11 protein-coding genes are annotated in these 14234 nt (G+C 56.0%); 2 read left to right on the forward strand and 9 right to left on the reverse strand.

The genetic code is table 11. The annotated features are described in order from the left end of the window. Positions 1–29 precede the first annotated feature (29 nt). The 6 genes from AO242_RS12865 to AO242_RS12890 all read right to left on the reverse strand — a co-directional run bounded on the left by AO242_RS12865 (position 30) and on the right by AO242_RS12890 (position 6211). Positions 30–1310, reverse strand: coding sequence for a TRAP transporter large permease (locus tag AO242_RS12865; protein ID WP_099269016.1), 1281 nt, complete (start codon positions 1308–1310; stop codon positions 30–32). Next, the gene (locus tag AO242_RS12870) at positions 1311–1838 is read right to left on the reverse strand and encodes a TRAP transporter small permease (RefSeq protein ID WP_099269017.1); all 528 of its coding nucleotides are present in this window, start codon (positions 1836–1838) and stop codon (positions 1311–1313) included. A gap of 75 nt (positions 1839–1913) precedes the next feature. Continuing rightward, the gene (locus AO242_RS12875; protein ID WP_099269018.1) at positions 1914–2927 is read right to left on the reverse strand and encodes a TRAP transporter substrate-binding protein; all 1014 of its coding nucleotides are present in this window, start codon (positions 2925–2927) and stop codon (positions 1914–1916) included. Positions 2928–2981: 54 nt separating this feature from the next. Beyond that, entirely contained in the window at positions 2982–3869 is an 888-nt protein-coding gene (locus AO242_RS12880; RefSeq protein ID WP_099269019.1) for a glucurono-1,5-lactonase, read from the reverse strand. Between the two features lie 35 nt (positions 3870–3904). Next, the gene (locus AO242_RS12885; protein ID WP_099269020.1) at positions 3905–4732 is read right to left on the reverse strand and encodes an NAD-dependent epimerase/dehydratase family protein; all 828 of its coding nucleotides are present in this window, start codon (positions 4730–4732) and stop codon (positions 3905–3907) included. Between the two features lie 225 nt (positions 4733–4957). Then, on the reverse strand, positions 4958–6211 hold the full coding sequence (locus AO242_RS12890) for an OprD family porin (RefSeq protein ID WP_027900142.1): 1254 nt from the start codon (positions 6209–6211) through the stop codon (positions 4958–4960). A gap of 592 nt (positions 6212–6803) precedes the next feature. Here AO242_RS12890 and AO242_RS12895 point away from each other — a divergent pair. Beyond that, positions 6804–7262 carry a metallophosphoesterase family protein gene (locus tag AO242_RS12895; protein WP_099269021.1) on the forward strand — a complete coding sequence of 153 codons (459 nt, stop codon included), beginning with the start codon at positions 6804–6806 and terminating at the stop codon, positions 7260–7262. Between the two features lie 135 nt (positions 7263–7397). Here AO242_RS12895 and AO242_RS12900 read toward each other — a convergent pair whose 3' ends face one another. From AO242_RS12900 to AO242_RS29970, 3 genes are all read right to left on the reverse strand, one after another. Continuing rightward, the gene (locus AO242_RS12900) at positions 7398–8189 is read right to left on the reverse strand and encodes a substrate-binding domain-containing protein (protein WP_099269022.1); all 792 of its coding nucleotides are present in this window, start codon (positions 8187–8189) and stop codon (positions 7398–7400) included. 353 nt (positions 8190–8542) lie between these two features. Further along, entirely contained in the window at positions 8543–10432 is a 1890-nt protein-coding gene (locus AO242_RS12905) for a HAMP domain-containing methyl-accepting chemotaxis protein (RefSeq protein WP_373562220.1), read from the reverse strand. Between the two features lie 391 nt (positions 10433–10823). Continuing rightward, on the reverse strand, positions 10824–11210 hold the full coding sequence (locus AO242_RS29970; RefSeq protein ID WP_099269024.1) for a hypothetical protein: 387 nt from the start codon (positions 11208–11210) through the stop codon (positions 10824–10826). Between the two features lie 267 nt (positions 11211–11477). On the opposite strand from AO242_RS29970, the gene AO242_RS12915 reads away from it, so the two are divergent. Further along, positions 11478–14108: a bifunctional diguanylate cyclase/phosphodiesterase gene (locus AO242_RS12915; protein WP_257153430.1), complete on the forward strand. Its 2631-nt coding sequence runs from the start codon at positions 11478–11480 to the stop codon at positions 14106–14108. Positions 14109–14234 lie beyond the last annotated feature (126 nt).

Below are 14234 nucleotides of genomic sequence, written 5' to 3' on the forward strand. Positions count from 1 at the left end.
TCCTACAGTTTTTCTGCTATCTCGAAGCCTTACAACACCACACTCGGCAACCACAGGGAGATTGCAGGGATGTAGGTCACCAGCATCAGCACCAGGAACAGCGCTACGTAGAACGGCAGCAGGGCTTTCACGGTGGCTTCGATGGTCACTTTACCCACCGCAGCACCCACGAACAGCACCGCGCCAACCGGCGGTGTAATCAAGCCGATCCCCAGGTTCACCAGCATGATCATGCCGAAGTGCACCGGGTCTACGCCCACACCCACGATCACGGGCAGCAGGATCGGCGTCAGGATCAGGATCAACGGTGCCATGTCCATCACGGTGCCCAGCAGCAACAACATGACGTTGATGCACATCAGGATCACGTAACGGTTATCCGACAGCGTCAGGAACGCTGTCGTGATCTTCATCGGGATTTCCATCAGCGTCAGGATGTAACCGAAGCTGGCAGCGAAACCGATCAGGATCATGACGATGGAAATGGTACGGGCTGCCCGGTGCATCAGCTTGGGCAGGTCACGCCATTTGTAGTCACGGTAGATGAACATGGTCACGAAGAATGACCAGAGCACCGCAATGGCTGCCGACTCGGTGGCGGTAAACACGCCCGACAGGATACCGCCGAGAATGATGACCAGCGCCATCATGCCCCACAGCGCGTCAGCCGCGATTTTCAGCGCCTTGCGCAACGGGATGACCTCACCCTTGGGGTAGTTGCGCTTACGGGCGAAGATCATGCACAGACCCATCATCACCGCACTGAGTAACAGGCCCGGCATGATCCCAGCCATGAATAACGATGCGATGGAAACGGTGCCGCCCGCTGCCAGCGAGTACAGAACCGAGTTGTGGCTTGGCGGTGTCAGTAGCGCCTGGACCGAACCGCTGACCGTTACCGCTGTGGAGAAGTCACGAGGGTAGCCCGCACGTTCCATTTCCGGAATCAGCACCGAACCAACTGAGGCAGTGTCCGCTACCGAGGAGCCGGAAATAGCGCCGAAAAAGGTAGACGCAACGATGTTTACCAGCGACAGACCACCGCGTACGAAACCCACCAGCACGCCAGCAAATGCGACGAGCCGCCGCGACATACCGCCTTCGGCCATGATCGCGCCCGCCAGGACGAAGAACGGGATTGCCAGAAGAGAGAATTTATTGACACCGCCAGCGATCTGAATCATCAGTGCATCAGCAGGGATCTCAATCCACCATGCACCGATCAGCGCAGACAGACCTAGTGCGTAAGCGACCGGCATGCCGATCAGGATCAGCGCGATAAAGCTGCCTAGTAATATAAGTGCGTCCATTTATGCAGCACCTTCACTTTCTTCTACGACGTCAAAATGCATGACGGCGCGATGGCTTTGGTCACCCAGAAAAACTCGCTCCAGAATGAAAATCAGGGTCACGATCCCGCCGAGGGGAATTGGCAAGTAGGAGATACCTACGCGCAGCGACGGGATTTCGCCCAGAAACTGGTTCCAGGTAGTGGCGCAGAGTTTGAAGCCTTTGACGATCATGAACAGTGCTACGACTGCCATCAGCACTTGCACCAGCACAGCAGCGAGCTTGCGCAAATGCAGGGGCATGCGATCCACCGCCATGGAGACGGCCATGTGCGCACCGGCACGGTAGCTGGCTGCAGCTCCGAAGAAGGTGAACACCACCATCAACAGGATCGCAACAGGTTCCGGCCAGCTCGACCCCGTACCAAGAACGTAACGAGCGAAAATGCCCCAAGGGATAATCAACGTCATGATCAGCACCGCAAAACCGGCGATCCCGATGCAGACCCGATAAATAATGTCGTTAATACTTAACAGCGTATTTTTCATTGAGGCTCACCACTGCGGCGGCGAACGAGCTTTCGCTCGCCCCCGCGGCGTTATCGGACTGACTTATAGGGCTGCTTAGTTTTTAGCTGCGGCCAGAGCCGGATCAGTTTTCACCGCTTCGATACGGCTGATCAGGTCTTTGTATGGCGCACCGAACTTGTCGCGAACCGGCTGGGTAGCGTCATAAAACGCTTTCTTCTGCTCAGGCGTCAGGGTGATGAACTCTACGCCTGCTGCTTTAAGCTTGGCTTCTGCATCAGCAGACGACTTGTCCCACAGCACGCGTTCCTCGGCTTGTGCTTCACGAGCCAGCTTTTTCACGAGCGCTTGTTGTTCTGGATTGAGTTTGTTCCAGGTGTCTTTGGCCATCACGATCGGCTCTGGAAGGATCAGGTGCTCGGTGATGGTGAAGAACTTGGCGTTCTGATAGTGATTGTGCTGGAAGTAAGTTGGCGGGTTGTTTTCTGCACCGTCGATTACGCCTGTCTGCAATGCACTGAAAATCTCGCCGGTGGCCATTGCGATCCCGCTGCCGCCCATGTCATTGATGGTTTCAATGAATACCGGGTTGCCTTGAACGCGGATCTTCATACCTTTGAGATCGGAAATCTGGCGTACCGGCTTCTTGGTGTACAGGTTGCGGGTCCCGCCATCCATCCAGGCCAGAGCGACCAGGTTGAAGTTGGAGTCTGTGATTTTCTTCAGAATTTCGTCGCCGATTTCACCGTCGATAATGGTGCGCATGTGCGCCTGATCGCGGAATACGAACGGCAGGTTGAAGACGTTCACGTCAGGCACTACCGGGCCAACGATGCCCAGGCTGACACGGGTCATCTGGATGGCGTTGCTCTGTACCTGCTCAACCACTTCTTTCTCTGAACCGAGCACGCCGCCGGGGTACATCTTGAAGCTAATCTCACCTTTGGACTGCTCTTCTAGCTTTTTGCCCATGTTCTGTTCGGCCACTACCGGGGCATAGCCGGCGGGGTGAACTTCGGCGAATTTGATTTTGACTTCTGCCTGGGCCAGGCCCGACATACAGAAGGCCAGTGGAAGTGCGGCGATGAGAAGCTTGCGTTTGAAATCCATGGATAACTCCAGTTTTGTTGTTTTTGTGGTGCTGGTGGATTTGTGTGTGATGCATTAGCCCTTGAAGGCAGGCTCCTCCAAGCCTTTGATTCCGGGTCTCAGGGCAAAGACGCCACCGGCCAGTGGCTGGTCGCTGATGTCGCCACCGGGACGAATCGAGGTCACGAACAGCGTGTCCAGATTCGATCCGCCGAAGGCGCACATAGTGGGTTTCTTCACCGGCACAACCAGTGACTGGTCAAGCTTGCCAGTCGGTGTGAAGCGGTGAATCAGCCCCGCATCATTGCCGCAGATCCAGTAGCAGCCTTCGGCATCGACCGCTGCGCCATCAGGGCGGCCCAGATAGTGGTTCATGTCCACGAAGAGGCGGCGGTTGTGGGGCGTGCCGCTGTCGGTGTCGTAATCGAACGCCCAGATCTTTTGCACGCTGGGGTGCGAGTCGGACAAGTACATGGTCTTGCCGTCCGGGCTGAACGCCAGGCCGTTGGGTACGATGAAGTCAGTGAGTTGTGCCGTGAGCGCTTCGCTCTGGCCTGCGCTGTAACGATACATCGCGCCGACCGATGCGCCTGCGGCCATGTCCATCAACATGGTGCCGGCCCAGAAGCGGCCCTGGCGATCACAGCGTCCATCGTTGAAGCGCATGCCAGGCAACGCATGATCGACGCTGGCCAGAGAACGACTGCTCAGGGTGCCGTCGGCGCTTTCGGTCAGCCGATACAGACCGTCTTCCATACCGCCAATCCAGTCGCCGTTATCGTAACGAGCGATGCAGGCGAGCATTTGCGGTGCTTTCCAGCTTTGGGTGCTGTCATGGGCCGAGTCCCAGCGATGAAGCTTACCCGCCGGGATATCAACCCAATAAAGAGCCTTGTCCCTGGCGCTCCACACCGGGCTTTCACCCGTGGCGTTTTGTGCGTCGAGAATCAATTCAGCATCCATGTCGCCCTGTCCTTTTATTGTTTTTTTATCGGTTCTCAGTCGTCGCCGAAGGGGCCTGATGCAACGAAAGCACCACCCTGATAAACCATCGCCGGGTCGTCAGCAGCAGGCATCGGCTGCGCCTCAACCTTGTCCCGGAAAACTTCCGAGCTGTCCTTGGGGTGGTAGCCGAGGTGGGCGGCGTACCGGTTATCCCACCACACGTTGCTGTTGGCGGAAGCACCATAGACGATGGTGTGGCCGACGTTCGGCGCATACAGCGAGCGCTCGATGAGTTGCGTCAGGTCGTCGAAGCTTAGCCAGGTGCTCATCATTCGGCGGTTTTGCGGTTCCGGGAACGACGAGCCAATGCGGATGCTCACGGTTTCGATGCCGTAGCGGTCGAAATAGAAGCTGGCCATGTCCTCGCCGTATGATTTGGACAGGCCGTAGTAACTGTCCGGACGGCGAGGGGAGAGCGCGTCGATGGTCTCATCCTGTTTGTAGAAACCAATGACATGGTTGGAGCTGGCGAAAATAATACGCTTCACGCCATGACGGCGTGCAGCTTCATAGATGTGGAACACGCCGCTGATATTCGCGCCGAGGATATCTTCAAACGGACGCTCTACCGAGACGCCGCCGAAATGCAGGATCGCGTCTACACCTTCAACCAGTTGATGAACGGCTTGCTTGTCGGAGAGATCGCAGGGTTGTACTTCTTCGCTGGCGTCAACGGCGGGGGCCATTTCGCTGATATCGGACAGTCGCAGGACCTTGGCGTAAGGCCGCAGACTTTGTCGCAGAACCTTGCCCAGACCGCCTGCTGCACCTGTCAGTAGCAGGCGATTGAAGGGAGTTTGGGCGGTATGAGTCGTTGTCATGAGAGTCCCTTGCCATTCTTATTAATTGTCATCTGTTGTCGTATGACTTCCGGTGATTATTTGCAGTCGTGTATGGCTTTGTCAACGCGACTTAGGTCGAAATTGTCTGCCGGGTTCGGCGTGGGCTTTTCGTAGGAGCGGCTTTAGCCGCGAGAGCATTTTTCCATTCACCTCTAGAAAAAGCTTCCCGGCTAAAGCCGGTCCTACAGGGCCTTCATTCAGGCATTAAAGCAACGACAGCGGATAGCTGATGAATACCCGGTTTTCGTCGAACTCGTTGGTGCTGAAGTCGCGACGGATGGAAGAGTTGCGCCACCGGAAGTTCAGGCTCTTGAACGTGCCGCTTTGTACGGTGTACGCCAGTTCTGATTCGCGACCCCATTCCTTGCCATCGGTGATCGCGCCAGTGTGTACGTTGTCACCGCTGATGTAACGGTTCATCAGGGTCATGCCGGGGACGCCGAAGATGGCGAAGTCCAGGTCGTGACGCAGCTGCCAGGATTTTTCCTTGGCGTTGTCATAGCTGGCGTTGTAGCTATCGTTTGCCAGCGTGCCGCCGCTCGTTCCGTTAACCCGGAACCAGCCGTCATCACCGCTGACTTTCTGCAGGCCCACGTACAAGGTGTTGCCCTTGTATTTGGCAGACAGCAGCGCGTAGGCGGTTTTGTTGTCCAGATCGCCAGCCAGTTTGTTGCCGTCTTCATTACCCCAGAAGTAACCCAGGTTCGCGCCCAGCGTCACGTCACCAATAGGCTGGCTGTGCAGCACGTTGATGAACTTCTGGTTGTAGATGTCTTCGAGTTGGGCGTACCACAGGCCGACTTGAGTGCGCTTTTCATTGAAGGCGTATTCACCGCCACCAAAGTTGAAGCGGTCAGACTGGAAAGCGCCCCGACCGTTGAGCGACATGTCTTCCATGCTCGCATCGTTACGCGGGCTGTTGCCCCTGAACTGACCGCCGTACAGGGTCAGGCCATCGAGTTCTTTGGAGGTAATCTGCCCGCCACGGAACGTCTGTGGCAGCGAACGGCCGTCGTCCGAGCGCAGGATTGGCAGAACCGGCATCCACTCACCGACTTTCAATTCAGTTTTGGAAACCTTGGCTTTGGCCGCGACACCCAGGCGTCCAAAGTCATCGGCCGGACGACCGTCATCGTGGATCGGCAGCAGTTGTGTGCCGCCTGTGCCTTTACCGCCATCGAGTTTCACCGAGTACATGCCCAGAACATCGATCCCGAAACCGACTACGCCTTGAGTGAACCCGGATTTGGCATCAAGAATAAAACTTTGTGTCCACTCTTCCGCCTTGCTCTGCGCATTCGCCGGGTCGACGAAGTTACGGTTGAAGTAGGCATTACGAAAAGTCAGCGTCGCTTTGGTATCGTCTACAAAACCTTCGGCCATGCCCATCAGCGGGAACGTCAGGCTCATGGTGCCCAGCCCGAGAAGGGCCAGCGAACGCTTGTTTTTAGATCTCATTATTGTTGTGCTCCCATTTTTTTGACAAAGCACTTCTCCTCCGGCACTTGAACGGCCTGTCCTGTGGAAAAGTGCAAGGTGCCCCCATGCTGGGGCTTCAGACTCGGGCCGCTACTGCAGACGAGTCTTCACTTCGAAACGGATTAACCGTCAGCGAATTTGATAAAAGAGGGGGGATCCCGGACTTGATCGGGAGCGCGAGCAAGAGCTACCGCTGGACACTGAGTGTGCGGGGCGCTTGGCGCGTGGGTATTGCGGGGTGCGAACGAGGTTCGTCATACGTGTGATTCCCTGATTATTGTTATTTTTGTTATCTGTCGTCGTACAACTTTTTGCGATATTTGCAGTCCGCCTGATGTTTGTCAATAAGCCTTTTGGACGTGCGCCGAGTGGTGCAGGTGTCCCCTTCTCGAATGAATTCGCGCAGAGTCGGCGCAATTCCGTAGGACCGGCTTTAGCCGGGAGGACGTCCGGGCATCCGCCAAAAATATTTGCCAGAAACGCCACTCTCCCGGCTAAAGCCGGTCCTACAGGATCAAAGCATTTACCGATATGCTCAGTCCCTTACGTTCAGGAAGCACGAGCCCCGATCATGAAAATTGGCCTGATCTCCGACACGCACGGCCTGATGCGCCCGCAGGCGCTGGATGCACTCAAAGGCTGTGAGCAATTGATTCATGCCGGTGACATTGGCAAGGCTGAGATTCTGGAAGAATTGCGCGCCATCGCGCCGCTGACTGTCGTACGCGGCAATAACGACCAGGACGATGCATGGGCCAGCGACGTGCCTTATTCTGCGGTGCTGCGCGTGGCAGGGATCGGGATATACGTCACCCACATTCCGGCTGATGTCCCCCAATCCTTACCGGACGATATACGGGTCGTCGTCGTGGGGCACTCTCACAAACCGCTGATCGAACAGCGGGACGGTGTGTTATTCATCAACCCGGGCAGCGCTGGCCCTCGGCGTTTCAAATTGCCGATTTCAGCCGCTTTGCTGCATATCGACGAGCAAGGCATAAGGGCCGAGCTGATTGAGTTGGTGGTGTGAACGATCTCTAAGTCTTTGGCTTGACGATATCCTTGTAGGAGCTGCCGAAGGCTGCGATGTTTTTTCCCTGACACGCCGTCATCGCAGCCTTCGGCAGCTCCTACAAATTGCGTCAGCTCAGGCAATAATGAGCCGTTACTTCGCCACCGGATCCAGCCCGCTTTTTTTGATCGCGTCAGCTGCCGCCAGCGAGCCCAGGTATTCCAGCAGCTGTTTAGCCTGTTCCGGATGAGTGCTGCGCGACGAAACCCCACCTGAATACAGGGTCATTTGTTGAGCCTGATCGGGAATCAAACCAACGATGTCGATGCCTTCAACCTGCTTGAGCTCGCTCAACTGCTGAAAGCCAAGCTGGGCCTCGCCACGTGCGACCACTTCACCCACCGGGGTAGCAGGAATCATGCGGCTTTTGGTCTGCATCAGCTCACCGATATGCATCTGATTGAAGAGCACACGTGACAGGTAAACGCCGCTGGCACTGTCCGAATAAGCGATGGAGGTTGAATTAATCAACGTCTGCTTGAAGGCTTCCATGGTGCTGATATCAGGCTTCGGTGCGCCGTGACGCACGGCCATCGCGATGTAGGACTTACCCAGATCGACGCGGCTTTTGGGATCGATCTGGCCGTTCTTGATCAGTTTATCCAGTGCCGAGCCAACCATGAGAACAACATCGGCAGGTTCATTGCGGGCCAGGCGGTTAGGTATCGCTTGCGGCGTAGAACCCATTGACGGCGCAGCCTCCGCCACCAGACGCACACCCGTGCGCTGCTCATAATCACTACTGATCGCGTTGAACGCGCCCATGATGCCGCCGGAACTGAGGACGACCAGAGAAACAGGCTTGGCTACCGTCGCGGCGCTGACCAGCGCCACAGGTGAGAAGGAAAGGACGGCGCCGAGCAGGCAGGAAAGAATTTTTGGCATGTGAAGATAGACCTTGCAGTGGAGAAAACCCGACGATTATGTGGCAAAGCCACTAATATTGCGCGGTTATCGGTAGGGAGTGGAGAGCCGGTACCTTGATTCAAGCGGCGTCAAGCAAGTATCGATTGTCTACCTGCTTGGCGTGATGCCTGTTACCAAGCTGGCTGGTTTTGATCGGAAAGTCAGAAATTTCTGACAATTGATATCCACTGGCTGTGTTGGCCTCTTCCCTGCTAAAGCCGGTCCCACGACCACTCTCAAATCTGAAGGGCGTATCGAAAGTATGAACTTCAGAAACGCTCAAGCCCGGCAGATAGCCGGGCTTGAGGTGTGTGGCGACTGCTTGCCGAGGGTCAGACCTTGAAGTGGCTGACCAGCATTTGCAGCTGATTGCCCAGGCGGGCAAGTTCAACGCTGGATGCGGCGGTTTCTTCGCTGGCCGAAGCGGTCTGCTCGGAAACATCTCGTACGTTGATGATGCTGCGGCTGATTTCCTCGGCCACTGCACTTTGCTCTTCAGCGGCTGCGGCGATCTGCTGGTTCATCGCCTGAATGTTGGAAACCGTCATGGTGATGCTTTCCAGCGAGGTACCAGCCTTACGAGTCAGGGTTACACTGCTTTCGGTCAGTTCACGGCTGCTGAGCATGATGCTTGAAACCTGACGGGTGCCGTTCTGCAAACCGGCGACCAGGGCTTCAATTTCCTCGGTGGACTTCTGAGTGCGCTGCGCCAGGCCGCGAACTTCATCAGCCACCACCGCAAAGCCACGTCCGGCTTCACCGGCACGTGCTGCTTCGATCGCAGCGTTGAGCGCCAGCAGGTTGGTTTGTTCGGCAACGGCCTTGATCACGTCCATGACCTTGCCGATTTTGTCACTTTCCTGTTCCAGCTGGGTCATCGCGTCGGAGGAGCGGCCCACTTCAGCTGCCAGACGCTCGATCTGCACAATGGCTTCGCCAACAACCTTGTCACCGTTACGAGCTTCTTTATCGGCGACCGATGCTGCTTGAGAGGCCTGTTCGGCGTTACGCGCCACTTCCTGCACCGTGGCCGACATTTCGTGCATCGCGGTGGCTACTTGATCGGTCTCGACCTTCTGGCTGTTCACACCGGCGCTGGTCTGTTCGGTAACGGCAGACAGCTCTTCAGCGGCACTGGCAATTTGCACAACGCTGTCACGAATATTGCCGATCAGGTCGCGCAGCGTGGTGCCCATACGCTGAATACCTTGTTGCAGCTCGCCCAATTCATCACGACGGGTCACAACCATGGTTTGCGACAGATCGCCAGAACCGATGCGCTCCACAACTTCCAGGGTGTCCTTCAGAGGACGGGTAATCTGACGAGTAATGATAATTGCTGCCAATACACCCAGCACCAGTGCAAGCAAGGTGCAGATCAGCTGCATATTGCGGGCGTCGGCGCTCTCGATGTCACGGCGGTCCAGCTGGATTTTGTACATGTCATCGCTGAGCTTGACGATGGTCGCGCCCTGGGTCGTCATGTTCTTGCGCAATACAGCGAGGTTGCCAATGGTGGTCTTGAAGGCCATCAATGAATTGCGGTACTCACCCAGTTCGGCTTCCAGCTGTTTAAGGCGGTCAGCTTGTACGCCGCTGAATGTTGACTGTGTACCTTGCAGGCCTTTGATCGCGTTCTCGATCTGGCTCAATGCTTTCTGCTCGTTCTCCGGCGTGGTGTTGCCGGTGTAGCCGCGTGTCTCGTAGCGCGCCAGCATCAGGTCCTGTTTGACCTTGCTGATGGCTTGATACTGCTCGAATCGACGCTCGTCGTCCGCACCGAGGTTCAGTACATCTGCGTAAAGCTGATCAACCAGCGCGTTGCCCTTGTCTGCATGGCCGCCCATTGAATCGCGCGCGCTGTTACTGGCCTTGTAGCCGGCCCGCATGTCAGCGAGGCCTTTTTCATATTCGGCGATTACAGTGCTCAATTGCTTCAACAGCGCAATGTTTTCCGGGCTCTTGAAGCTTTTCAGCAGTTTTTCCTGCTGTGCCTTGAAACCGTCCAAAGCGACCTGAACGCTCTGGGCCACGGTGTCGTCGCCGTCCGCGACCATGTATTGCAGGCGCGCGACCCGCAATTTGGTCAACTGGGCATTGAGTTCGGTGATGTCACTCATCCAATTGCTACGGTCGATGAGTTTGCTCAGGCTGTTCCAGCCAGTCAGAGCGAGGATGGCAGTAAAAACAAGCACCAGCCCAAAACCGAGGGCGAGCTTCATGTTGACGCTGATGTTGGCAAACCAGCTGTTCATTGTGTTTCTCCACGAATTTTTTTGCTTTGAAGATCAATCACAGCCGGAGCATTATTTTTTTAAGGCAGCGAGGGCATCTGTACAACACCCTATCGGCACTGACTTTCGAACCTTAATGGCCGACCGTCAAAAAGCAGGACAAAGTTTCAAGCAGTTGTTTGATCAGGTTTTTTAGTGTGCTGGTTTGTGATCAGACGTCATACTTGTCGAGGAGAATGGCTAATGATTATTGGATCCAATTATAGCGTTTGAGAAGTGGGTGATTATAACTTTGTATATATGTGCTGAGTGAAAGATCTTTATTACGGACAAAATTAAGCCCGGCAGTAAACCGGGCTGTAGGAAAGCAGATCAGAAATCAGCTTAGGCGATTTGCACCTACGCGGTCAGCACCATCAGCAGCGACGCGATTTGCACCGACATGGTCAGCACCGTCAGCAGCGACACGGTTTGCACCGACGCGGTCAGCACCGTCAGCAGCTACACGATTTGCACCGACATGGTCAGCACCATCAGCAGCGACGCGATTTGCACCGACATGGTCAGCACCATCAGCAGCGACGCGATTTGCACCCACGCGGTCAGCACCGTCAGCGGCTACACGGTTTGCACCTACATGATCCGAACCGCCTTCAGCAACTATCGGGGCGTTCAACTGGTTTTGTACATTTATGGCTGGAAGGGCGAAAGCACTTGCAGCCAGCAGGGAGAAGGTAAAGCCAAAAATCACGTTTGAAGTTTTCATGGTAGTTGCTCCAGATCGGTTAGTTGTTAACTCGGTATGGAGGCAATGCTACGCCGCTGGTATTTATTAAGAAGTCAATGCGATTACTACCCATCATCGGCCAAATTGATAGTTGAAAATGTCTCTAAAGGATCTGTCATTCCGGTCGATGACGATATGCACTCATACGTATACGTTGCCCTTGAGCTATCAGCCACTAACCTGTGTGAACGCGGAAAGTGCGCCGGGTATTAATTTTCTTTGAATTACCCAACCGGATGGCAGCATGTGAGTAAAGCCCAGGCACCAGCGAGCCGTGACAAGGGCTCGTATAGCACCTTCTTTTTACCTCTCGGGGTGCTGCTCATCGGCGCATTTCTATCCTATGGCCTGGGCGCACTGGATAATGCACGTCACCGTGATAACGATCGGGCAGGCCTGGCCCTTCAACTCAGCAGTCTCGGCACGCAACTGGCGGAGCGTGTGCGATTTGCGTTCAGCGGCACCGAAGGCATTGCTCAACTGATCAGTATTGACGGGAGTATCTCGCCTCAGCATTTCAGGCGTATGGCACACAGCGCTATTGACGCTGTGCCTTACATTCGCAACATCGTCATCGCGCCCGATGAAGTGATTCTGGATACGTACCCCCTGGCAGGCAATGAAGGCATCATCGGCCTGGACTATCGAAGCCTGCTCAACCAGTACCCACTGATAGAAAAAGCACGCGTGACCGGCGCCGCTTTGCTGGCCGGGCCCTTGACGCTGTATCAGGGGGGCAGGGAATTGATCTATCGCCGTCCTGTTTTCCTCTCTGCACATCCTGAGCATGAGCCGTACTGGGGCGTTATTTCCGTAGTCACCAGTACTGACGCCTTGCTGAAGGCAGCCGGACTTGAAGAGGAGGAAGGGCTGCAAATCGCGTTGCGCGGCCACGATGGCCTCGGTGCTGCAGGTCAGTTGATTTATGGTGATCCAGCTTTGTTCGACAGCGATCCGATCATGGTCGACGTCAGTATCCCCGGTGGCCGCTGGCAGTTGGCGGCCCTGCCCAAAAACGGTTGGGTAGAACGTTCAATCCTTGACTCCTCGCTTTTCCTCCTGGCAATTTCGACGTCCATACTGTTGAGTCTCTTCATTCTGCAGGCCAGTCTGAATAACCGACTTATTCAGCGGCGAAACGCCGAGCTGTGTAAAGAGATTACCGAGCGGGAAGTTGTGACCTCTTCGCTGATACAAAGTGAAGATCGCTTCCGCATGTTGTTCGAGCGTTCACCGGACCCCATCTGGATCAGGGGCCAGGATGGGCGGATCAATCTGGGTAACACTGCCGCAATGAAGGCCTTGGGGTTCGAGGGTGACTCGTTCCCCAGTGTCACCGTGGCCGACATCTCTCCACAGTTCCAGCCTGACGGGCAGTCCTCGGTAGTCAAAGCCGCAGCGCTTCGAGTCGAAGTAGAACGTGAGGGCTCGCTGCGTTTCGAGTGGGATCACAAACGTGTGGATGGCAGCGTGTTTCCAACCGAGGTGACGCTGTGCACCATGCAACTGGCGCAAGAGCTGGTGACTTACGCGATCGTGCGAGACGTTACGGTGCGTAGAGAAGCCGAACGCGGGCTTGAGCGGCTGGCTCACTTCGACTCGGTGACCGGCTTGCCTAACCGTGTGTTGTTTCACACGCAACTGATCCAGGGCATCGAGCAGGCCAAACGTCAGAACAACTGCATGGCCGTGCTGATGCTGGATCTGGATGGCTTCAAGATGGTCAACGACAGCCTGGGCCACCCGATGGGCGATCTGTTGTTGCAGCAGGCCACCCACCGCTTCGTCGACGCAGCAAGGTTTGGGGATGTTGTCGCTCGACTGGGTGGCGACGAGTTCGGCTTTATCCTTGACGGGCTTGAGTGCGAGGCGGACGTGGTACCGGTGGTGGGCAGGATCCTGCAGTCGCTGCACAAGCCATTCGATCTGGACGGGACCGCCGCGTTAGTGACTGCCAGTATCGGCGTCACGATGTATCCGGAAAACGGCACCACGGCCCAGGCGCTTCTGACCCAGGCCGATACGGCAATGTACGCCGCCAAAGAGGCCGGTCGTGACGATTTCTGTTTCTACCAGCCGCATATGACCACCCTGATTCAGGCGCGGGTGGCGCTGGAGGCAGCGATACGTCAGGCGCTTGAGCGCAATGAATTTGAAGTCTGGTACCAGCCCAAGCGCGATCTGAGAACTGGCAAGGTCGAAGGCGCAGAGGCATTGATTCGCTGGCGCAGCCCGACGCTGGGTCTGGTGTCGCCTGCCGATTTCATCCCGCTGGCTGAGCGCACAGGGTTGATCGTCTCGATCGGCCAATGGGTGCTCGACCAGGTGTGCAGGCAGTCGAGGCTCTGGCTCGACTCCGGGCAGTACAACCAGCATGTGGCAATCAACGTGGCCGTCATGCAAATAGAACGCAGCGATTTTGTCGAGGACGTACGGCTGGCCCTGGCGCGCTATGACTTGCCCGCCCGGGCGCTGGAGGTAGAGGTCACCGAAAGCCTGATCATGAATCGTCAGGAGCTGGCGCACACGGTGCTGAGTCAGCTGCGCAACATGGGCCTGAGCGTAGCCATTGATGATTTTGGTACCGGTTATTCCTCTCTGGCTTACCTGAAAGATTTGCCCATCGACAACCTGAAAATAGACCGCACGTTCATTTCCGGTCTGCCTCATGACAAAGCCTACGTCGCCATCACTCAGGCCGTCATAGAGCTGGGGCATGCGCTGGGCTACACCGTCACCGCCGAAGGTATCGAAACCGTCGAGCAACTGGCGTTCCTGAGCGAGGCAGGGTGTGACACCGGGCAAGGCTATCTGATTAGCCGACCGATGCCGCTGGAAGAGTTTGAAGCCTGGTTGGCTGAGTCTGTGCTGATTTGAAAATCATGGTCTACAGTCAAAATGCCACCATTCATCGGAAGACGTGCACAAACCGCTCGCGCTGCCGACACGAATAGATAAGTGCACGGTCTATCGATGTACTTGACCAAAACTGGAAGGGATATC

Origin of the sequence: Pseudomonas sp. ICMP 561, assembly GCF_002699985.1 — a bacterium.
GTDB classification, from domain to species: domain Bacteria; phylum Pseudomonadota; class Gammaproteobacteria; order Pseudomonadales; family Pseudomonadaceae; genus Aquipseudomonas; species Aquipseudomonas quasicaspiana.

What these genes read in the sequence shown, in the direction of transcription:
- AO242_RS12905 (WP_373562220.1), bottom strand. Translation starts at nt 10,432, where the DNA reads ATGAAGCTCGCCCTCGGTTTTGGGCTGGTGCTTGTTTTTACTGCCATC.
- AO242_RS12875 (WP_099269018.1), bottom strand. Translation starts at nt 2,927, where the DNA reads ATGGATTTCAAACGCAAGCTTCTCATCGCCGCACTTCCACTGGCCTTC.
- AO242_RS29970 (WP_099269024.1), bottom strand. Translation starts at nt 11,210, where the DNA reads ATGAAAACTTCAAACGTGATTTTTGGCTTTACCTTCTCCCTGCTGGCT.
- AO242_RS12865 (WP_099269016.1), bottom strand. Translation starts at nt 1,310, where the DNA reads ATGGACGCACTTATATTACTAGGCAGCTTTATCGCGCTGATCCTGATC.
- AO242_RS12880 (WP_099269019.1), bottom strand. Translation starts at nt 3,869, where the DNA reads ATGGATGCTGAATTGATTCTCGACGCACAAAACGCCACGGGTGAAAGC.
- AO242_RS12870 (WP_099269017.1), bottom strand. Translation starts at nt 1,838, where the DNA reads ATGAAAAATACGCTGTTAAGTATTAACGACATTATTTATCGGGTCTGC.
- AO242_RS12890 (WP_027900142.1), bottom strand. Translation starts at nt 6,211, where the DNA reads ATGAGATCTAAAAACAAGCGTTCGCTGGCCCTTCTCGGGCTGGGCACC.
- AO242_RS12895 (WP_099269021.1), top strand. Translation starts at nt 6,804, where the DNA reads ATGAAAATTGGCCTGATCTCCGACACGCACGGCCTGATGCGCCCGCAG.
- AO242_RS12900 (WP_099269022.1), bottom strand. Translation starts at nt 8,189, where the DNA reads ATGCCAAAAATTCTTTCCTGCCTGCTCGGCGCCGTCCTTTCCTTCTCA.
- AO242_RS12885 (WP_099269020.1), bottom strand. Translation starts at nt 4,732, where the DNA reads ATGACAACGACTCATACCGCCCAAACTCCCTTCAATCGCCTGCTACTG.